Genomic DNA, 20,937 nt, shown 5'->3' on the forward strand with positions numbered 1-20,937 from the left:
CGTCGCTACGAGTAGTCTTGGCCCACGTGAGCGACCATCTCTCCATCGCCTTGAAGCGACTGGATCCAGACCTGCCCGTTCCACAGCGTGCGCATCCCGGAGATGCGGGTGTGGATCTGTGCTCCACCAGCGACGTCACCATCGAACCCGGACACCGAACACTGGTCGGAACGGGGATCGCGATCGCTTTGCCGGTGGGCACCGTCGGGTTGATCCATCCGCGTTCCGGACTCGCCGCCAAATCGGGACTGTCGATCGTGAATGCGCCCGGAACCGTGGACGCGGGATACCGGGGCGAACTCAAGGTCTGCTTGATCAATCTCGATCCGGCCACAGCCATCGACATCCGCCGCGGTGACCGAATCGCTCAGCTCGTGGTTCAACGAGTCGAACTTCCGGTTTTCGAGGAAGTCGAATCGCTGGACGACACGACCAGAGGAACCGGAGGCTACGGTTCCAGCGGCGGGCACGCGATACTCGATACCGATGCGCCTGGCGCGGTAGTCGGAGAGGGAGTCTGAATCATGTTCGGACGCAAGAAGAAGACAGATGTCGACGAGGAAACCACCAGCTTCTTCGGTGACGAGAACGACGAGTCGGTGGAGATCGACGAGGTCGAAGACGATCTCGAAGTCACCGGCGACGAGTTCGGTGACGAATCGGAAGGCCCTTACGACATCTCGGAGATCGATTCCGACGATCCGACGGCAGGCCGTGACGGTCAGCGTCTTGATCTCGGTTCCGTTCTGGTGCCGATGCCGACCGGCGGGCAGTTGCAGGTCGAGATGGCGCCCAACGGTTCGCCGCAGGCCGTGCACCTGGTCACCGAGCACGGCCGCATCACGGTTGCTGCCTACGCCGCCCCGAAATCGCCCGGTCAGTGGCGTGAGGTCGTTGCCGAGCTCGCGCAGTCGCTTCGCGACGACAATTCCGCGGTGAGCGTCGAGAACGGCCCGTGGGGCCGTGAACTGGCTGCTGTGACGGCCAACATGGACCTGCGGTTCATCGGCGTCGACGGTCCCCGGTGGATGGTGCGATGCGTGGTCGCGGGTCCGAGTGGATCCACCGCCGCGAACGCCCCTCTGGTGGCAATCGCACGGGACATTTTGCGTGACACCGTCGTCAACCGAGGATCAGAGCCGCATCCGGTGCGGACACCGCTGCCCGTGGTGCTCCCGCAGGTGCTCGCCGAGCAGTTGGCGGCCGCACACGAGCAGCAGTTGGCGGCAGCGCAGCAGCAACAGGTCGCCGCCCAGCAGCAACAGCAGTCAGCACCGCCCGCTCCGCCGGCACCTCCAGCACGGCCGACCCCGCCGCCTCGTAGCGGCGAATCCGGTTCTGCCATGCAGCAATTGGGTCAGTAACAGGATTTTCTTCAGGCGCTCGCGGTGGTATCGGATTCGATCGCCGCGAGCGCTTTGATGCAGGTGGACCCGAGAATCGCGGGGTCGCGCCCGATCATGTCGAGCGTCGTCGTGGCGACTGCGCCGCGGGGGAGTGAAGCCGCCCAGGCCTGCGCCACTGACGCGGGATGAACCGGATCGTCCACCGCCGACGCAATGCCGACCGGAACGCCCACCGCCCGTAGCGCGCTCTCGCCGAGTGAGTGGTATGACGCCGCCTCGTCGAGCGCAGCCGGGAGATCGGGCCACTGAGAGCGCCAGGAGCGCTCGAGTTCGGCTCCGAGCCACGCCGGACTCGACGCGAGCATCGCAGCGATCACCGACTCCAAGCCTTCGGAGCGCAGTTGCCCGGCGGTGAACCGCGCGCTCGCTGCTGCGGGGGCGTCGTCGGCCGAGCCCGTCCAGGCCGGAAGCGCTGCCAACACACTCACGGTTCGATCGGGATTGTCGGCGGCCCACTGGAGTGCAACGGCCGCTCCGATCGAGACCCCTCCGACGATGATTCGGCCGTGCGTGTCCGCGGCTCTGTCCATCGCGTCCAGATAGCCGTCCACGACACGCCGAGGGTCCGGTTCAATTGCGACGATGCGCACACCCAGAGCCTCCAGCGGCGCCCGGAATGCGCGGTCCGCGAAGTGGGCGTCAGAGCCTGTACCTGGGAGAACGACGGCAACGGTCGCCGATTCAGAGTTCTGCATCTCTTGATCTTGCCCGGTGCCCCCGAGACGCGGACTGACCGGTGTGGTTACACGCTCGTAATGGGTCTACAGTGGCGATCACACAGCCCTTCACGTGACGCGAAACCCTTGCGTCACACATGTTCGCAGGAGCGCGCAATGGCACCCGCCGCCGCAGGATATTTTCGTCGACTGACCCAGCGTCTGACCGAGGACGTCGACCAGTTGGACGCCCAGGAGATGGCCGAGTCCAACAAGGCTTCCGGAGGTCAGAAGGCATGCGATTGTCGTCGCGGTGAAGAAGTCACGATGGTGGGCCGACTCCGCAGCGTCGACGCGTGTCCCAAGTCGGGAAATGCCAGTATCGAGGCCGAGTTCTTCGATGGCACCGAGGTGATCAATCTCGTCTGGATCGGGCGTCGCCGGATCCCGGGAATCGAGACCGGTAAGACCCTGCTGATCCGCGGTCGTGTGGGCGAGCGTGACGGTCGCAAGGCGATCTTCAACCCTTACTACGAACTGCGCGGCGAATAGGCGCGTTTCCCGCATTTACCGTGCAACTCGGTGACTGTGGCACCCTCGACAGGTGACTGAAACACAACAGCGATCGGTAATCGACCAACTCGGCGGGCTGAGTGGTCTGATCTATTCGTCTTTGCCGATTCTGATTTTTGTCCCGGTCAACAGCATCTGGAATCTCACCGCGGCAATCTGGGCCGCATTGGGCGTCGCTGTCGCTATCGCGGCCTGGCGCCTCTTCCGCAAGGATTCCCTCCAACCCGCTATTTCCGGTTTTCTCGGAGTCGGAGTTTCCGCATTCATCGCCTACCGCACCGGCGACGCCAAAGGATATTTCCTCTTCGGTATCTACACGAGCCTCGCCTACGGTGCGGTCTTCCTGATTTCCATCCTCGTGCGCTGGCCCCTCGTCGGAATCATCTGGGGTTATCTCAACGGGCACGGCAATCTCTGGCGCAAGCACAGCTCCGCCGTCCGGCTCTACGACGTCGCGACGGCAGCGTGGGCGTTGGTCTTCGGTGCGCGGTATCTCGTTCAGTCACAGCTCTACGACACCGACCACACCGGATGGCTCGCAGTCGCGCGTATCGGCATGGGGTGGCCGTTGACCGGTTTGGTGCTGCTCGTGACGGTCTGGGCTGTGCGTAAGGCCGATCGCATCGTCGAGCCTGAACCGGTTGTGGAGCCCGAAAGCAGCGAGCCCACCGCCACGGACGCAGGGTCCGAAGAGGTGGGCTCGGTGAATCTGACGAAGCCGCGCGAAGACCGAGATCTCAGCTGATCAGGTCCTGGTACTCGGGGTGCTTGTCGAGGAACTTCACGACGTACGGGCACACCGGGTGAACCTTGAGGCCGCGTGCTCGTAGGTCGTCCAGAGCCTGGCGGACGAGAACCCCGGCCAATCCGAAACCTTCGAAGGCGGGGTAGATCTCGGTGTGGTTGAACGAGACGACGTCACCGGAGGTGGTGTAGTCCTCGATCCCAGCGAGGTCGCCGTCGGCATGGATCTCGTACCGGCTCTGGGCCGGATTGTCGGTGACTACGGTGTTTTCGGGCGCTTGTGCCATGTGATTCCCTTTCGTCGTCAGTGTGTTCGTCGGTCAATTCTCCAGGCGGAGTGCAACGCGCAACTGATCCTCGGCGTCGACGGCCGCAACGAAGAGCAGTTCGTCCCCGCCTTCGATGGGATCGTCCATCTGCGGGACGATCACGCGTCCGCCACGCAGGATGGTGACCAGTGCGCAGTCTCGCGGAAGTTCGAGTTTCTTGACGGCTTTTCCGGCAAGAGGTGTGTTGTCGGGCAACGTGATCTCGACGAGGTTGGCCTGTCCCTGCCGCAGTGTCATCAGTTTGACCAGGTCACCGACCGAGACGGCCTCTTCGACGAGCGAAGCGAGCATCCGCGGTGTCGAGACGGCGACGTCCACGCCCCAGGACTCGTCGAAGAGCCACTCGTTGCGGGGATCGTTGACGCGGGCGACAACTCGGCGAACACCGAACTCGGTTTTCGCGAGCAGACTGAGGACCAGGTTTGCCTTGTCGTCTCCGGTCGCGGCAATCACGACCTCGTACGACTCCATCGACGCGTCCTCGAGTCTGCTGAGTTCGCAGGCGTCCGCGTGCACCCACTTCGCCTCGGGCACCGACTCCGGTTCGATGTGATCGAGTTTGCGTTCGATCAGCATGACGTCATGTGAGCTTCGAATCAGCTCTCGCGCAATGGAACGGCCTACGGCGCCGGCTCCGGCGATGGCGACCTTCATCGAGAACTTCCAATCACGTTGTAGTGCAACACAGTCGCAGTCTTGTTGTGGGGGGCGGCGTACGGATCAGTCATCTGCGGCCTCCCTCAGTCGTCGCTCGGCGGCGGGTTGCCGGCCAGTGCGACAGCTTCGGCGACGGTTCCCGACACGGCGGCGATGTAGACCTGATCGTCGGCCTGGATGACAGTCTTGCGGTCGGGGAGAATGCCGGTCCCGAAGCGGATGATGAAGGCGACTCTCGAACTGGTCGCGCCCTCGAGGAGCGCGATCGGCTTGCCCGCCCAATCCTCGTGCAGGGCAAGTTCGGTGATGGCGACAGTGCCCGAAGGATCGCGCCACTTCGCAGTCTGACTTTCCTTGGTCAACGTGTGCAGGAAACGATCCGTCGACCACGGCACGGTGGCGACCGTGGGAATGCCGAGTCGCTCGTAAACGGCGGCACGCTTGGCGTCGTAAATACGTGCGACGACGCGTTCGACGCCGAAAGTCTCGCGTGCGACTCGCGCTGCGATGATGTTGGAATTGTCTCCCGAGGACACCGCGGCAAAGGCGTCGGCCCGCTCGATTCCCGCCCGGACCAGCACGTCACGGTCGAACCCCATTCCCAGAACTTTGGTTCCCGGGAAGTCGAGATCGAGACGCAGAAACGCACTCTGATCGCGGTCGATGACGGCGACCTCATGTCCGATCCTGGTCAGAGATGCGGCGAGGGAAGAACCCACTCGACCGCACCCCATGATGACGACATACACGCCCTACTCCGTTCATGGACCCTCATGGCGCGATTGCACGCCGAATCGAACGGTACAGCCCCTCACGGGAAGAGCAAGTACAACGGTCGCTCGCGTGCCGGTTGTCACGACAAAAGGTGAAGTTGGGGCTCTGATGACTCCGAATCGGGCGAGACGGCTTACGCTTTGCACGTGTCTAAGCTCTCGACCGCTACCAAGCGGCTCCTGCTCGGTCGGCCGTTCCGAAGCGACAAACTCGGGCACACGCTGCTACCCAAGCGAATTGCACTACCGGTCTTCGCGTCCGACGCGATGTCGTCCGTCGCGTATGCCCCCGAAGAAATCTTCCTGGTTCTCTCCGTCGCGGGTATTTCCGCGTATGCGTACACCCCCTGGATCGGATTGTCCGTCGCCATCGTCATGGCTGTGGTGGTGGCGAGCTACCGCCAGAACGTCCACGCATACCCCTCCGGTGGCGGCGACTACGAGGTCGCGACGGTCAACCTCGGCCCGACCGCCGGTCTGACCGTCGGTAGTGCGCTGATGGTCGACTACGTGCTGACGGTCGCCGTGTCGATCTCGTCGGCGGCGTCGAACATCGGCTCGGCTCTGCCGTTCGTCGCGCAGCACAAGGTGTTGTTCGCGGTTGCGGCGATCGTGTTGCTGACCGCGGTCAACCTTCGCGGTATCCGTGAATCGGGGACCGCGTTCGCAATTCCGACCTACGCATTCATCGTCGGCATGTTCCTGATGCTCGGGTGGGGATTCTTCCGGATCTACGTCCTCGGCGAGGATGTGCACGCGGAATCGTCGTCGTTCACGCTCAACGCCGAGGATTCGCATCTGTACGGAATTGCCTTCGCGTTCCTGATCGCCCGCGCATTCTCCTCGGGCTGTGCCGCACTGACCGGCGTCGAGGCCATCAGCAACGGCGTACCGGCGTTCCAGAAGCCGAAGTCGCGCAACGCTGCCACGACCTTGCTGCTGCTCGGGTCGATCGCCATCGTCCTGCTGATGGGCATCATCATCCTGGCTCAGAAGATCGGCATCGTCTACGCACACAATCCGCAGGAACAGCTGGTCGGAGCGCCGGAGGGCTACCATCAGAAGACCTTGATCGCGCAGATCGCCGAAGCCGTGTTCAGTGGTTTCCCGATCGGTTTCTTCTTCATGGCGATCGTCACGGCACTGATCCTGGTTCTGGCCGCGAACACCGCGTTCAACGGATTTCCGGTACTCGGATCGATCCTGGCGCAGGATCGGTACCTACCGCGTCAGCTGCACACGCGCGGCGACCGACTGGCATTCAGCAACGGAATCCTCTTCCTCTCCGGTGCTGCCATCGCATTCGTCGTGGTGTTCGGCGCCGAGGTCACCAAGCTCATCCAGTTGTACATCGTCGGCGTCTTCGTCTCGTTCGTGCTCAGCCAGACGGGCATGATCAAGCACTGGACTCGGCATCTGAAGTCCGAGACCGACAAGGCGCAACGGGCCCGTATGCAGCGCTCGCGAGTGATCAATTCGATCGGTCTGGCAATGACCGCCACCGTCTTGATCATCGTTCTGATCACCAAGTTCGCTGCCGGCGCATGGATCGCCATCGTCGCGATGGTCGCGATCTTCATCGTGATGAAGATGATCCGCAAGCACTACGACAGCGTCGCAGCCGAGCTCGAGGAGCAGGAGTGGGACGGCGTACTGCCCAGCCGCACGCACTCGATCGTGCTCGTCTCGAAGTTGCACATGCCGACGATGCGAGCTCTCGCCTACGCGCGAGCCACGCGACCGGACACCCTCGAAGCCATCACGGTCAACGTCGACGAGCCGGACACCCGTGCACTCGTGCGTGAGTGGGAGAAGAGCGACGTGACGGTTCCGCTCAAGGTGATCGAGTCGCCGTACCGCGAAATCACCAAGCCGGTTCTCGATTACGTCAAGCGTGTACGACGCGATGCTCCGCGTGACGTCGTCACCGTCTTCATTCCCGAGTACGTCGTCGGACACTGGTGGGAGCAGATCCTGCACAATCAGAGCGCGCTTCGTCTGAAGAGTCGTCTGCTTTTCCAGCCCGGCGTGATGGTGACCAGCGTTCCGTGGCAGCTGAGTTCGTCGGCAAAGGCGAAGCCGCTCGACATCGAGAAGACCGCAGGTGCCACGCGTCGCGGTTACGACACCGGCGAGAAATGATCACCGGCGAAAAATGATCGGCAACATCGAAATGGCAGGCGTAGTTCGTTGAGTGAGAATTGGACCGGACAGACCTTCGAGGTCGATCTGGGCAACCCCGGTCACGGCGGGTTCGTCGTCGCCCGGCACGAGGGGCGGGTCGTGTTCGTCCGTCACGGTTTGCCGGGGGAGCGTGCGCTGGTCCGGGTGACCGAGGACAAGGGCGGATCGTTTTGCCGCGCCGACGCGATCACCGTTCTCGACGCTTCTCCGCATCGGATCGATCCGACATGCCCGATCTCCGGCCCGGGCGGGGCGGGCTGCTGCGACTACTCGCATGCGGATCTGAGCGTCCAACGTGAGATGAAGACCTCGGTCGTGCGGGAGCAGCTTCTGCGACTGGCTCGTGTCGAATCGGACGTCGAGGTAGAGGAACTGCCCGGAACCGGAGGCGGAACGGGTTGGCGCACGCGAGTCCGGTTGGCGGTGGACGGGCACGGTGTCGCCGGATACCACGCGTACCGCAGCAACCGGATCGTCACAGACCTGCGGTGCACCCAGATCGATCAGAGCGCGTACGACGGTCTCGGCGGTGCGCAGTGGGCGCCAGGTAGCGAGCTGCAGGTCGTTCTCGACGCTGCGGGCGAGCGGCACGTCGTGGAAATCGCGGCACCCGCGGTGTCCAAGACGGGACGGCGGACGCCCGGGCGACGCGGCGCGATGGCACGCCGAGCGGCAAGCGGCGGCCCGCGAAAGACCCGAGTTGCCATCGGATCGGACACAGTGACCGAGCGCGTCGGCAGTCGAGAATGGGCGCTGGCCGCGACCGGTTTCTGGCAGGCCCATCGCGGCGCTGCGGCCGCGTACTCACAGGTGGTCGGGGAGTGGGCCGGAGCCGCTACCGCGGACACGGCCTGGGATCTCTACGGCGGTGTCGGCGTGTTCGCAGCTGTGCTCGCCGAGCTTGTCGGGCCGTCCGGCGTGGTGGAGTCCGTCGAATCTTCGGCGCGTGCAGTCGCGGACGGGCAGGCAGCGCTGTCCGATCTCGGTCAGGTGCGCTTCCACAGCGCCCGCGTCGAGAACATCATCGCGGATCTGGAGCGTTCGCCTGCTGTCGTCGTGCTCGACCCGCCACGTGCGGGGGCCGGCCGTCCGGTCGTGGAAGCTCTCGCCTCAACGGGCGCTGAGCGGATAGTCCACATCGGGTGCGACCCGGCGTCGTTCGGTCGCGATATCGGCCTCTACCTGGAGCAGGGCTTCAGAATCGGTGGCCTCCGGGCGTTCGACGCGTTCCCCCAGACTCACCACATGGAGTGCATCGCGCTCCTCGAACGCTGAGACGTCCCGAAATCTTTCCCTGAAACGGTGTGACGCTTCTCGCGTTCACAACAGTTGCTTGCATTACGCAACTAATCGTATAGTTTCGTTCTGCAAGTAGTTTTCCGTTTTCAAGTCACGGCTCGTTCGGGCCACTCGAATTCAGGGGTAGGCAATGTCGGTACAGCCGGAGACGGCCCAAGCGCTCGTCGACACGATCTTCATGTTCGGCAGATCGCTGCGAGCCGCGGTCACCACCGGTGCAGACAGCCTGCTGCCGCCTGCGCTGGTCAGTGTGTTGTTCATGCTGGCAGCGCGTGGGGAGTGCCGACAGAACGAATTGGCCGTCGATCTGTGTGTCAGTCAGTCGTCGCTCAGCCGACAAATGTCGGATCTGGTCGACGCTGGGTATGTCGAGAGAAATCCCGATCCGGCTGACAAGCGGGCGTTCCGCATCCGAGTATCGGAAGAGGGACACGACGTTTTACGGAGAACCACGCAGCGGCGTGCGGCGCGTTTGCGCAACATGCTCGAAGACTGGAGCCAGGAAGAGGCCATGGCCGCAGTGACATCGCTGCAACGTCTCAACGAGACGTTCGGCGCATCGAATCGGCAGGCCTCACCGGCAGTTCCGCACACGGGCGTAGAAAGTATTGGGAGATAAGGCACATGGCAGCAACAGTAGGAGAAACCCGGGCAAGTACCGGAGGTGACGGATCGGCTCGCGAAGCGGGCGCTATGACTCACCGCGAAATTCTCGAAGCACTCACCGGACTCATCGCAGCGCTGTTCACCGCGCTGCTCAGTAGCACCATCGTTTCCACAGCGCTTCCCACGATCATCGGTGAACTGCACGGAACTCAGACGCAGTACGCCTGGATCATCACGACAGCGTTGCTCGCCACCGCGGCGTCGACGCCGATCTGGGGCAAGCTTGCCGACCTCTACAACAAGAAGGTCCTGGTCCAGACCGCGATCGTCATCTTCGTGATCGGCTCGGTCATCGCCGGCGCGGCGCACAACGTTCCGTTGCTGCTCGGTGCGCGTGTCATCCAGGGCATCGGTATGGGCGGTCTGACCGCTCTCGTCGTAGCCATCATCGGCACGATCATCCCGCCGCGAGATCGCGGTCGCTACTCCGGATACATGGGTGCGGCCATGGCCGTCTCGATGTCCGGTGGACCGATCCTCGGCGGCGTCCTCGTGGACACTGCCGGCTGGCGCTGGTGCTTCTACGTATGTGTTCCGCTGGCAGTCATCGCATTGTTCCTGCTTCAGCGCACACTGCACGTCGAGACCGTGAAGAAGGACAACGTCTCCATCGACTGGATGGGCGCCACCTTGCTCACCGCCGGTGTCAGCGTCCTACTGATCTGGGTGTCGTTTGCCGGTCAGGACGACTACTACGCCTGGTTCTCGAAGGAGTCGGCCTTCTTCGTCATCGGTGGTCTGGCCCTGCTCGGCCTGACGATGTTCGTCGAATCCAAGGTCAAGGATCCGATCCTGCCGATCAAGATCATCACCGAGCGCACAACGGCTCTCGCGATCATCGCCTCGATCGCAGTTGGTGTCGGCCTCTTCGGCGCGACGACGTTCCTGACGCAGTACTTCCAGACCGCACGCGGATTCGATCCCACCGAAGCCGGATTGCTCACCATTCCGATGGTCGCAGGCATGCTCGTCGCCTCGGTCGGCTCGGGCCAGCTGATCACCAAGTTCGGTCAGTGGAAGCCCTTCATCGTCGCCGGCGCAGTTCTGCTGCTGGTCGGTTTCGGGCTGCTGTCGACGATCGACCACGCAACCAGCCTCTGGACCATCGGAATCTTCATCGCCATCGTGGGTCTCGGTACCGGCATGCTGATGCAGAACATCGTGCTCGCCGTGCAGAACACGGTCAGCGTCGAGAACATCGGCGCGGCCAGCAGTATCGTGGCGTTCTTCCGCACCTTCGGCGGCGCGATCGGCGTGTCGGTGCTCGGTTCGATTCTTGCGACCCGCGTCAAGACACTGACAGTCGATTCGGTCTCCACCTTGCCGCCCGAGCAGCAGGCAGTAGCTGGCAAGAGCCTCCAGGACGGCCTCGACCTGAGCAATATGCCTGACTTCGTCTCGCAGATCGTTCGGTTCGCCTACGGCGACGCAACAGGACGGATCTTCCTGGTCGCAGCGGTCGTCGCCGTGGTCACGCTCGTGTCGGTCATCTTCATCCCGAACCGTCCGTTGCGCACCACCATCGACATGGCAACCCCCGACGCCGAGCAGAAGTTCGAAGAAGAACGCGAAGAGAAGAACGAGGAGAAGAACCTCACTCGCTGATCCGCAAGCCCGGCTGGTCTACTGCCGGCCGCGTCTTCTGAATTACTGTTGTCACGCCATAGCCCATCGAACGCGGACCGAGATCGATTCTTCGATCTCTCCGCGTTCGACGGCTATCGGGGCCGAATCCGCTTTCATCGCCGCGACACGTCCGCGCATCGGCACGATCTGGTCGAAGTCCTCGAGCACCTCGAGGACTTCGACCAGATCTTTGTCTGCCAGGTCTGCGAACTGTCTGGCCTTCGATTCGGCTGCCGTCCAGGCCAATTCGCGTGCTCTTGTCGCCAGATCGCTGCGGTCGTCGAGATCGAACTCCAGTCCGTCGAGCCGAATCGCGTCGCCACCCACCGATACACATGCCGCGATGACGGCAGCGGGGGAGTTCGCCGCTTCCGGCTCCAGCTCTCGCAGTACGACTCGGAAAGTTGTCGATGCCGTGAATCCTGTTGTCTCCTGGCGGCCTCCGTCGCTCCACTGAGTCTGCGGATGGACGCTCAGCCCGGCGGTGGTGAGGTCCGCTCCGCGCACACCGCGCGCGTGCAGGGTCTCGGTCAGCGCAGTGGACAGACGCGCGACGGCGTCGAACGCGTCGGAAACGGCCGTCTGTGTCACCGATACTCCGATCGTCAATCGCACGATGTCGGGAACAGCTGTTGCAGTGGCGGTTCCGGTCACCGTGACAGTGGACGGCTCCGAGGTGAAGGCGGTGGTGGGCACGTGTGGTTCCTATCCGATTCGTCCGGCGGATATGACACTCCGCAACATCAGGTCCAATTGCTCGTAGGCGCCCGCAGCCAGTCGTTCGAGAAGCGCAAGTTTCAACTCGGGTGCCTGTGCGGTCAGTTCTGCATATCGCTCCGGAGTCAGCACGGCCACGGTGACCGTGGAATCGGCGCGGATGTCGTTGAGGAACGGAGTGTCGAGGAACATCGTCATCTCGCCGAACGTCATTCCGGCGGAGAGCGTCGTGATGCGGTGCTCGACCCCGTGCGCGTCGGTGAACATGGTGCTGACCTGGCCACTGAGAATCAGGTAGAAGCCAGACGCCGATTCACCTCGGCGGGCGATCTTCTCGCCGCGGGCATAGGTTCGCGTCTCCAACTCTGCCGAGAATCCCTCGATCTGTGCCGCGGACAGAGCATCGAGAACTGGGTGGTCCTCGATCGAGATCGTCGACGCCTGCCGATCGGCCTCACAATGCACCGCAAGCAGCGTGTCTTCGCACCACTGCATGGCGGAATCGAGATCCGCAAAAACCCGACCACTTCTTCTGGCGGGGTCGATGCTCGAACTTCGTTGTCCCAGCAGTCCTTGCGGATCGACGACGGCCACAGCACAAGCCTGCTCGGCCAGCTGAACCTGCAGCGCAGTGATCATGCGTACCGCGACGTCGCTGGCGTCGTCGACGCGGCGGACGTCGATGACGACAACTTCGAGGCCCTCGTCCACCGAGCCGATTTCGCGGACCGCCGATTCGGCACCGGTGAAGAGGAGATCGCCGTGCAGTTCGTAGACCCGGCTGCGCTTGCCGACGTCGTCGAGCACGGCTTGTTCGGTCGGGGTGCGTCGTACTCGCGACGGTGCTTCGATGACGCTGTATCTGGCCCGGATCGACGAGCGTGACGCCCGCGTCACGTGGAGGAAGTGCAGTTCGAGTTCCTTCGACAGTGCCCGGGCAGAAGCAACTCCGCGAACACTGTTGCCGTGAACGTCGAGCCTGGGGGAGTACACGGCGATGCCGATCTGGCCCGGCAGAACCGCCAGCACTCCGCCGCCGACACCGCTCTTGGCCGGCAATCCGACCTCTACCAGCCACTTGCCGGCGCCGTCGTACATTCCGCACGTAGCCATGACGCTGAGGACCTGTTCGACGCCTGCGGGTGCCAGCGCGCGCTCGTGGGTGAGCGGATTGACACCGTTGTTCGCCATCGTCGCAGCCATCAGACTCAGGTCGCGGCAGGTCACGTCGATCGAGCATTGACGGAAATACAGGTCGACGGCCTCGTCGGGATTGCCGGTGATGACGTCGAAGGATCGCAGCATGTGGCCGATCGCACGGTTGCGGTGACCGGTGCGGGCCTCGGAGGTGTAGACGGCTTCGTTGAAGGTCAGCTCGCGGCCTGCGTATCGCGAGTACGCCGAGCGGATGCGCTCGAAGCGGGCCTCGGGATTCGGTCCGGCAACCAGTGATGCAGCGGTGATAGCCCCGGCATTGATCATGGGGTTTCGTGGCCGTTCGGTGAGCGGGTCGAGGCTGATTTCGTTGAACGGCTCGCCGGATGGTTCGACGTCGATTTTCGCGGCAACCGCCTCGCTTCCTCGATCGGCGAGAGCCAAGGCGTAGGTGAAGGGCTTCGAGATCGACTGAATGGTGAACGGGATTCGCGAGTCACCGATCTCGTAGACGTAACCGTCTACGGTGGCGATGCAGATTCCGAACGAATCGGGGGCGACCGCCGCGAGTTCGGGGATGTAGTCGGCCAACTCGCCTTCGTCGAGTGATCGGACTTCGTCGAACACTCGCGTTATCAGGTCGTCGACCACAGTTCCCATACGTCGACCTTAAGCTGACATGGCGGTCGTTTTGTGGAAGAAGAGTTGCCGAGTTGATCGCGACGGATCCCATTTGTCTGTGATTGCGATCACGAGCGATCCGCGGGATTTCGCTGTTACGCGAAGTCACACCGGAATCGGGCCGAGTCCGCGTGTCGGTTCGCCGGAACGCTCCGTAGACTGGCAGCACTGTCGCGAAGACAGCCGCGGCGCGCACCGGTGCAGCTGTGAAGCACGGAGGGAGCGATCTCGTTGGGTGTTCTTGCCCGCATTCAGGGTCCTGACGATCTACGTCAGTTGAGCCACGCCGAGATGACGGAGTTGGCCGACGAGATTCGTGAGTTCCTCGTGCTGAAGGTCGCTGCGACCGGTGGTCACCTCGGGCCCAACTTGGGCGTCGTGGAGTTGACCCTCGCACTGCACCGAATTTTCGACTCGCCGCAGGACGCGATCATCTTCGACACGGGCCATCAGGCCTATGTACACAAGATCCTCACCGGTCGTCAGGATCAGTTCGACACTCTGCGTAAGCAGGGTGGACTGTCCGGGTATCCGTGCCGCGCCGAGAGCGAACACGACTGGGTCGAGTCTTCTCACGCTTCCGCCGCGTTGTCCTATGCCGACGGCCTCGCGAAGGCCTTCGCGCTGACGGGTCAGAATCGCCACGTAGTTGCCGTCGTCGGTGACGGCGCGCTGACCGGCGGAATGTGTTGGGAAGCTCTCAACAACATCGCGGCAGGCAAGGACCGTTCGGTGGTGATCGTCGTCAACGACAACGGTCGCTCGTACGCACCGACCATCGGCGGACTCGCCGACCATCTCTCGGCACTGCGCACTGCGCCGAGTTACGAGCGCGCCCTCGACAGTGGCCGACGCATGGTCAAGAGACTGCCCTGGGTGGGGCGCACCGCGTACTCCGTCCTGCACGGAATGAAGGCGGGTCTCAAAGACGCGGTCAGCCCTCAGGTCATGTTCACCGATCTCGGTATCAAATACCTCGGACCGGTGGACGGACACGACGAAGCCGCCATGGAATCGGCATTGCGCCGGGCGAAGGCCTACGGCGGACCGGTCATCGTGCATGCCGTCACTCGTAAGGGCAACGGTTACGCACACGCCGAGAACGACGTGGCCGACCAGATGCATGCCACCGGTGTCATCGATCCCGTCACCGGTCGCGGCACCAAGTCGTCCGCGCCGGACTGGACGTCGGTCTTCTCGGCCGCGTTGATCGAGCAGGCTTCGCGTCGTGAGGACATCGTCGCCATCACCGCGGCGATGGCCGGGCCCACCGGCCTCGCGGCCTTCGGTGAGAAGTTCCCCGATCGGATCTTCGACGTCGGTATCGCCGAGCAGCATGCGATGACCTCGGCCGCCGGTCTTGCACTGGGCGGACTTCACCCCGTCGTTGCTATCTACTCGACCTTCCTCAATCGGGCTTTCGACCAGTTGTTGATGGACGTCGCTCTACTCAAGCAACCGGTGACAGTCGTGCTCGACCGCGCCGGGGTCACCGGAGTCGACGGTGCCAGCCATAACGGGGTCTGGGATCTTTCGCTGCTCGGAATCATCCCCGGAATCCGCGTCGCGGCACCGCGTGACGCCGACACACTGCGGGAAGAGCTGGACGAGGCACTTCTCGTCGACGACGGCCCAACCGTCGTTCGTTTCCCGAAGGGCGCTGTACCCGAAGCGATTCCGGCCGTGAAGCGACTCGACGGAATGGTCGACGTTCTCAAGTCCAGCGAGGGTGAGCGCGGCGACGTGCTCCTCGTCGCGGTGGGCCCGTTTGCATCCCTGGCACTCGAGATTGCCGAGCGGCTCGACAAGCAGGGCATCTCGGTTGCCGTCGTCGATCCGCGGTGGGTTCTGCCGGTCGCGGATTCGCTGGTGAAGATGGCGGACAAGTACGCCCTCGTGGTCACCATCGAAGACGGTGGTCTGCACGGCGGCATTGGTTCGACGGTCTCGGCCGCGATGCGGGCAGCCGGAGTGCACACGTCGTGCCGCGACATGGGCGTTCCCCAGCAGTTCCTCGATCACGCCAGCCGCGAGGCCATCCACAAGGAACTCGGACTCACGGCTCAGGACCTCTCCCGCAAGATCACCGGCTGGGTGGCGGGGATGGGCAGCGTCGGCGTCCACGTCCAGGAAGACGCGTCCTCGGCGTCGGCTCAAGGTGAAGTCGCGCAAGGCTGACAGCTCGTCTCACGATAATCTTCACTACGATCTCGAAAAGCGGTGGCCCACGGATCAATCCGAGGGCCACCGCTTTCGGTGAAATCGTGAGAGCTCGCTACTGGACGGATTCGAGTGTGCTGCCTCGCGTTTCCTTCACGAACCTCAGGACGACGAACAGCGACAACACTGCCATGACGGCGTAGCCGGCGTAGGTGTACGACAGATTCCAATCGGCCAGTGCCGGGAACGTCCAGGAGACCAGGAAGTTCGCGACCCAGTTGGTGGCGGTCGCAATTCCTACTGCTGCAGCACGCACGCGGTTGGGGAACATCTCGGAGATCAACACCCAGACCACCGGGCCCCAGGACAGAGCGAAGAAGAATACGAATGCGTTCGCACCGATAAGTGCGATAGTCGCGTTCGCTCCGGTCAGCGTGGCCACAGATTCGCCGATCTCGTTCTTGGTCACTGTTGCCGAATGGAAACAGAACGCCGCGGTGCCCAGTGAGATGGCCATACCGGCGGAACCGACCAACAACAGCGGCTTTCGACCGACCCGGTCGATGACGGCGATGGCGACAAATGTACCGACGATGTTGACCAAGGCGCTCACGACGCTGATCAGCAGGGATCGGTCGGCGCCGAATCCGACCGCCTGCCAGAGGGTGCTCGAGTAGTAGAAGATCACGTTGATACCGACCAACTGCTGCAATGCGGCGAGTGCAATACCGACCCACACCAGATGGGAGACCCCGAGCCGCTTCGAGAAGAGTTGGCGGACTGTGGTCTTGGCTTGCTTCTCCGTCAGAGATTCGCGGATCTCGTTCATGCGTTCGGTGACGGCGTCGTGATCTCCACCTTCGAGATCGGAGATGATCTTGTGAGCACGATCGTCCTTGCCCTGCGCCACGAGGAACCGTGGAGATTCGGGAATCGTGGTTGTCATGATCAGGTACAGGACTGCGGGAACCGCCTCGAGCATCAGCATCCACTGCCAGGCTTCGAGGCCTGCGATCTGATTGCGATCACCACCGGCCGCGGCTTGGAGGGCGTAATTGACCAACTGCGACACGGCGATTCCGAGAACGATCGCCAGTTGGTACATCGAGCCGAGACGTCCGCGAATCGCGGCGGGGGAGATCTCCGCGATGTAGGCCGGGGCGATGACTGACGCGAAACCCACTGCCAGGCCGCCGACCACACGCCAGAACGTGAGGTCGTAGACGCTGAACGGAATTGCGGAGCCTACGGCGCCGATGATGAACAACACCGCGGCTATCTGCATGACGCGGATGCGGCCGAGTCGGTCGGCGAGTGTGCCTGCGATCCAGGCGCCGAGTGCTGCGCCGAGCAGAGTCAGTGAGACCGTGAGCCCGGTGCCCGAGGCGCCGATGTCGTACTTGTCTCGGATCGCACCGACCGCCCCGTTGATGACGGCGGTGTCGTATCCGAACAGAAAACCGCCGAGCGCGGCGGCGCCGGCGAAGAGCACTGCATGTCCGACGTCGGCGCGAGTAGCGCCTGATCCTCCGCCGGAGGCGGTTCCGCTGAATGCCATTCCTGCCCCCTCAAAGGCCCTACGGTCGACACCCCGATGCGCCGATCCATCCGCGAGCACTCTGCACGCTACGCCCACCGGGGCAGATTTGGCGGGGACTCACGCGCCGTTACCCAGCTGAGTCCATTCCCGCAGCGAATCAGCTTGACACAGTAATGTCGTATTGATTGCAGTTAGTATGCAAACAATATGGTAAGTGCAGGTGAGGGCGCTTTACTCGCCCGAGCGGCGCTCGGCTTTTGCTGCAATGTCTTCGAGATCCTTCGCCATTAATTTCCGGGTCACCCGCCTCTCCGGCGAGCCGTTCGATACGGATCACGCCGGAGAGGGTTGTCGGGAAAATCTCGTTTCTAGGCGGAGGCGCGCTTTGCGGCTTCGCTCAACGTCGGTGTGATCTGGCCGAGGACCCACGGCGTGCTCAGGACGTTGACGTTGCTCAGTCCGCCGATGACCCGGGTGTCGCTGAGGAATGCGGTGGATCCACGCTTGACCGCGCCGAGTCCACCGACTGCGGGTATGCCGGACGGATCACCGGAGCCGTCGGTGAAGCCGACGATCACATCGGCGTCGATGTCGGCGATGTTCTCGTAGGAGATCGTCTTGAAGAACGATCCACCTGCATTGTCCGCGGCTAGCTTCTCGACGCCCGGTGCGTTGACGAACCCGAGTTCGGTCAGCACCTGGACCCGCGGATCAGTGGGCAGATAGACGTTGATGTTGCTCGAATCGGTGTCGAAGTTGACCACTGCCAATGTCTTTCCGGCGAACTCCGGGTGGGCTGTGGCGGTATCGGCGAGAGTCGCGTCGAGGCCGTCGACGAGCTTGTCGGCCTCTTCGCTCTTGCCGACTGCCTTGCCGACGATGCGGGTCTGGTCCTGCCAGGATGTCTGCCAGGCCGCGCCGGGATAGGCGGCCGTCGGTGCGATCTTGCTCAGTTGGTTGTAGACGGATTCCTCGAAGCCCTCGTACGGCGCGAGGATGACGTCGGGGGTCAACGACGCGATGGACTCGATCGGCGGTTCTCCGCTGGCCGGCATGTCGAAGAGCGTTGTCTTGTCCGCGTCGAAGTAGTCCTGCGCCCAGGGCATGACGCCGTTGTCGTCCGCGCCGTAGGTGTACTTGGGCTGTCCGACCGGAGTCAGATCGAGTGCGTACAGGATGTCCTGCGCGTTCCATCCGAGGGTGACGAGGCGCTCGGGTTTCGAGTCGATGGTCGTGGTGCCGAAGGTGTTCTCGATGCTGACGGGGAATCCGCCCGTACCTTGGGATGTCGTGGATGTGCCTGAATCCGAGGAGCACGAGACAAGTGCGGTGACCGCGATTGCAGCCGCACCGAGGGCAGTGAAGCCCCGAACAGAAGTTTTCATGAAGGGCAGCCTAACCTACTGAATTTCGGCAGCCAAACGAAACCGATTGTGCCGTTTATGCAGGTGGGAGTCGGATCTGGACCGCGTTTCTCAGTGCACCGTTTCGGTGGGCAATACTTTCCTCGTGCGATCACAGCAGAAGATTCTCGGTGCCGCCCTCGGACTGATCGAAGGTGGCGGATTCGAGGCTGTGAACATTGCCGCAGTTGCCACCGCGGCCGGTGTCTCGCGCCAGACGGTGTACTCGATTTTCGGCACACGTGAAGAGGTCGTCTCCCAGGCGATGGGCGGTCTCGCTGTCGAGGTTCTCGGGGAGATCACGGCACAGGTGGAGTCGGTCGACACGGCGTGTGAATACGTCGTCGAATTCATCGTTGCCGCGCGAACTGCCGTGCGTGCTCACCCGGTGCTCGCGACTCTGCTCCTCGCCGAGCGGGGAAACCCTGTCTTCGATCTCGAAATGATGAGTCGAGCAATACCTTTCGCTGGTCAGATGCTCACCCCTATGGTCGAACGTGGCCTCGCCACCGAGGCGGAGTTGGATGAGATAGTGGAAATTGCCGTGCGACTGGGGCTTTCGGTTGTTGCATTCGACAGTGACCTCGTACATTCCGACGACTCCTTGCGGGCCTTTCTCTCGAGGTGGCTCGGGCCCGCAATCCGGTCGACCTCGTAGTTCCTTGCCTGCTCCGCCAAAACCTTGACACTCGAGCGTCAGAGTGTCTAGTTTTGGCGTGCCCGGAATTCTCTGGCGACATTCTTCGAGGGAGCACCAGTCATGTCCGGAGTGAAACGTAGATCATTCTTGGCCGGTACGGCCGCCGTGGGAGTCGCGATGATGGCGCCACGCACGGCCAGGGCTGCAACAGGGATTCCGCTGACACGTGAAGTGCACCGTGCCGTGGTTATCGGATCGGGGTTCGGCGGCGGGGTGACGGCACTTCGCCTGGCCGAGGCGGGGGTTCCGGTCACTTTGCTGGAGAGAGGGATTCGGTGGCAGACCGGGCCGAATGCCGAAACTTTTCCGCACCCAGCCAGTCCGGACAAGCGCATCCTCTGGCATCAGTCCAACCCGACTCTGTTCGGCAGGCCGGCGATCTTCGAGCCGTACGCGGGTTTGTTGGAGACGGTGACCGGTGAGAACATGACCGCGATCTGCGCAGCCGGTGTGGGCGGCGGATCGCTTGTGTACCAAGGGATGACGCTGCAACCGGAAGAAGCGGTCTTCAACACGCACTTTCCGGAGGAGCTCGATTACGCACGAATGGACCGCGTCCATTACCCGCGGGTGGCGCGGATGCTGCAAGTGGAAACTGCACCAGACGAACTGATTTCCAGCCCGAACTACGAGGCGGCACGTGTATTCGCGCGTAACGCAACGCGTTCCGGTCTACCCGTGTCGAAGATTCCGATGCCGATCGACTGGAACTTCGCGTTGGCCGAACTGAGGGGTGAGATGAAGCCGTCTTACACCAACGGTGACGGCGCGCTCGGTGTCAACAACGGTGGCAAGCATTCGGTGGATGTCACCTACATTGCGGCTGCGGAAGCGACCGGATTGGTGAATGTGGAGACTCTGCACCAGGTCACCGATGTCGAGCGGGCTGCCGACGGACGGTGGCGCGTGTACGTGGACCGGACCGACATTTCCGGCAAGATTCTCGAGAACAAGATCTTGACGACGGATGCGCTCGTCATGGCTGCCGGCAGCATGAACACCACCAAACTCCTGGTCCGCGCCGCGGCAACGGGGCGGATCAGGGATCTACCGGACGAGCTCGGCGCAGGGTGGGGGACCAATGCCGATCGGATCTACATCTGGTCGGATCTCGCCGAGAACTTCGGTGCGACGCAGGGCGGGCCGGTCGTCTACGGCAGCCGGAACTGGGACGACCCGCATAATGCGTTCACCGTCATTCAGGCGTCGTTCCCGCCCGTTGCGTTCGACGCTCACAGCACGGTGATGGTCGGATTCGGTGTGAGCGACGACCGAGGTCGGTTCGTGTACGACTCGGCGCGGGGTGAGGCGGTGCTCCGTTGGCCGAAGGACGGGGATTCGGCGATCCAGCAAGGCCACATCGGGCCGGCCGCCCACCGGATCGCGGCAGGAGGACTGCTCACCGACACGAACGCGATACTGCCCTCTACGTGGCATCCCCTCGGCGGTGCCTGCATGAACTCGGTGTGCGATCTTGATGGGCGGGTTCTGGGCCAGCGGGGGTTGTACGTGCTCGACGGCGCTCTGCTGCCGGGAAACTCCGCTGCGTGCAATCCGTCGATGACCATCGCCGCCGTCGCGGAGCGTGCGCTCGAGAACATCGTGAAAGACGATGTGGGAACCCTATTCTGAACCTGCGCAAACGCCACGGACGGCCTACCCGAGGGC

19 protein-coding genes are annotated in these 20,937 nt (G+C 63.0%); 11 read left to right on the plus strand and 8 right to left on the minus strand.

The window, feature by feature from the left end:
- The first annotated feature begins 26 nt into the window (after positions 1-26).
- A complete protein-coding gene (gene dut, locus QRN54_RS20815) occupies positions 27-521 on the plus strand; it encodes a dUTP diphosphatase (protein WP_003942635.1) in 495 nt (164 codons plus the stop codon).
- 3 nt (positions 522-524) lie between these two features.
- A complete protein-coding gene (locus QRN54_RS20820) occupies positions 525-1,364 on the plus strand; it encodes a DUF3710 domain-containing protein (protein ID WP_003942585.1) in 840 nt (279 codons plus the stop codon).
- 11 nt (positions 1,365-1,375) lie between these two features.
- Here the strand turns inward: QRN54_RS20820 and QRN54_RS20825 are convergent, their stop codons facing one another.
- The gene (locus QRN54_RS20825) at positions 1,376-2,101 is read right to left on the minus strand and encodes an alpha/beta fold hydrolase (RefSeq protein WP_217018777.1); all 726 of its coding nucleotides are present in this window, start codon (positions 2,099-2,101) and stop codon (positions 1,376-1,378) included.
- A gap of 138 nt (positions 2,102-2,239) precedes the next feature.
- Here QRN54_RS20825 and QRN54_RS20830 point away from each other — a divergent pair, with 138 nt between their 5' ends.
- Together QRN54_RS20830 and QRN54_RS20835 are read left to right on the plus strand one after the other, a co-directional pair.
- Positions 2,240-2,614 carry an OB-fold nucleic acid binding domain-containing protein gene (locus QRN54_RS20830; protein ID WP_003942613.1) on the plus strand — a complete coding sequence of 125 codons (375 nt, stop codon included), beginning with the start codon at positions 2,240-2,242 and terminating at the stop codon, positions 2,612-2,614.
- Positions 2,615-2,666: 52 nt separating this feature from the next.
- On the plus strand, positions 2,667-3,380 hold the full coding sequence (locus QRN54_RS20835; protein ID WP_003942611.1) for a DUF3159 domain-containing protein: 714 nt from the start codon (positions 2,667-2,669) through the stop codon (positions 3,378-3,380).
- Here QRN54_RS20835 and QRN54_RS20840 read toward each other — a convergent pair.
- From QRN54_RS20840 to QRN54_RS20850, 3 genes are all read right to left on the minus strand, one after another.
- The gene (locus QRN54_RS20840) at positions 3,373-3,666 is read right to left on the minus strand and encodes a GNAT family N-acetyltransferase (RefSeq protein ID WP_003942641.1); all 294 of its coding nucleotides are present in this window, start codon (positions 3,664-3,666) and stop codon (positions 3,373-3,375) included. The genes QRN54_RS20835 and QRN54_RS20840 overlap by 8 nt on opposite strands.
- A gap of 33 nt (positions 3,667-3,699) precedes the next feature.
- Positions 3,700-4,362 (minus strand): potassium channel family protein, encoded by a 663-nt coding sequence (locus tag QRN54_RS20845; protein ID WP_003942632.1) that lies wholly within the window; start codon positions 4,360-4,362, stop codon positions 3,700-3,702.
- An 86-nt stretch (positions 4,363-4,448) separates the two neighbouring features.
- Positions 4,449-5,114: a potassium channel family protein gene (locus tag QRN54_RS20850; RefSeq protein WP_003942587.1), complete on the minus strand. Its 666-nt coding sequence runs from the start codon at positions 5,112-5,114 to the stop codon at positions 4,449-4,451.
- Positions 5,115-5,285: 171 nt separating this feature from the next.
- Between QRN54_RS20850 and QRN54_RS20855 the strand changes: the two genes are divergently transcribed.
- The 4 genes from QRN54_RS20855 (at position 5,286) to QRN54_RS20870 (ending at position 10,892) form a co-directional block, all read left to right on the plus strand.
- Positions 5,286-7,280 carry an APC family permease gene (locus QRN54_RS20855; RefSeq protein ID WP_007732857.1) on the plus strand — a complete coding sequence of 665 codons (1,995 nt, stop codon included), beginning with the start codon at positions 5,286-5,288 and terminating at the stop codon, positions 7,278-7,280.
- A gap of 48 nt (positions 7,281-7,328) precedes the next feature.
- On the plus strand, positions 7,329-8,597 hold the full coding sequence (locus tag QRN54_RS20860; RefSeq protein WP_050656625.1) for a class I SAM-dependent RNA methyltransferase: 1,269 nt from the start codon (positions 7,329-7,331) through the stop codon (positions 8,595-8,597).
- A 154-nt stretch (positions 8,598-8,751) separates the two neighbouring features.
- A complete protein-coding gene (locus QRN54_RS20865; RefSeq protein WP_003942624.1) occupies positions 8,752-9,240 on the plus strand; it encodes a MarR family winged helix-turn-helix transcriptional regulator in 489 nt (162 codons plus the stop codon).
- A gap of 5 nt (positions 9,241-9,245) precedes the next feature.
- On the plus strand, positions 9,246-10,892 hold the full coding sequence (locus tag QRN54_RS20870; protein WP_007732863.1) for an MDR family MFS transporter: 1,647 nt from the start codon (positions 9,246-9,248) through the stop codon (positions 10,890-10,892).
- 51 nt (positions 10,893-10,943) lie between these two features.
- Here QRN54_RS20870 and QRN54_RS20875 read toward each other — a convergent pair whose 3' ends face one another.
- Both QRN54_RS20875 and glsA read right to left on the minus strand, forming a co-directional pair.
- Complete coding sequence (locus QRN54_RS20875; protein WP_003942616.1) at positions 10,944-11,609, minus strand: SIMPL domain-containing protein; 666 nt, start codon at positions 11,607-11,609, stop codon at positions 10,944-10,946.
- A 9-nt stretch (positions 11,610-11,618) separates the two neighbouring features.
- Positions 11,619-13,445 carry a glutaminase A gene (glsA, locus tag QRN54_RS20880; protein WP_047269337.1) on the minus strand — a complete coding sequence of 609 codons (1,827 nt, stop codon included), beginning with the start codon at positions 13,443-13,445 and terminating at the stop codon, positions 11,619-11,621.
- Positions 13,446-13,697: 252 nt separating this feature from the next.
- Here glsA and dxs point away from each other — a divergent pair, with 252 nt between their 5' ends.
- Positions 13,698-15,644 carry a 1-deoxy-D-xylulose-5-phosphate synthase gene (gene dxs, locus QRN54_RS20885; protein ID WP_007732868.1) on the plus strand — a complete coding sequence of 649 codons (1,947 nt, stop codon included), beginning with the start codon at positions 13,698-13,700 and terminating at the stop codon, positions 15,642-15,644.
- A gap of 97 nt (positions 15,645-15,741) precedes the next feature.
- Here dxs and QRN54_RS20890 read toward each other — a convergent pair whose 3' ends face one another.
- Both QRN54_RS20890 and QRN54_RS20895 read right to left on the minus strand, forming a co-directional pair.
- Positions 15,742-17,184 carry a sugar porter family MFS transporter gene (locus QRN54_RS20890; protein WP_285182974.1) on the minus strand — a complete coding sequence of 481 codons (1,443 nt, stop codon included), beginning with the start codon at positions 17,182-17,184 and terminating at the stop codon, positions 15,742-15,744.
- A gap of 350 nt (positions 17,185-17,534) precedes the next feature.
- Positions 17,535-18,551 (minus strand): iron-siderophore ABC transporter substrate-binding protein, encoded by a 1,017-nt coding sequence (locus tag QRN54_RS20895; protein WP_083057294.1) that lies wholly within the window; start codon positions 18,549-18,551, stop codon positions 17,535-17,537.
- Between the two features lie 124 nt (positions 18,552-18,675).
- On the opposite strand from QRN54_RS20895, the gene QRN54_RS20900 reads away from it, so the two are divergent.
- Complete coding sequence (locus QRN54_RS20900) at positions 18,676-19,227, plus strand: TetR/AcrR family transcriptional regulator (RefSeq protein ID WP_042920005.1); 552 nt, start codon at positions 18,676-18,678, stop codon at positions 19,225-19,227.
- A gap of 102 nt (positions 19,228-19,329) precedes the next feature.
- A complete protein-coding gene (locus QRN54_RS20905) occupies positions 19,330-20,901 on the plus strand; it encodes a GMC oxidoreductase (protein WP_083197661.1) in 1,572 nt (523 codons plus the stop codon).
- Positions 20,902-20,937 lie beyond the last annotated feature (36 nt).

Source organism: Rhodococcus sp. MEB032, assembly GCF_030208925.1.
Taxonomy (GTDB): Bacteria; Actinomycetota; Actinomycetes; order Mycobacteriales; family Mycobacteriaceae; genus Rhodococcus_F; species Rhodococcus_F qingshengii.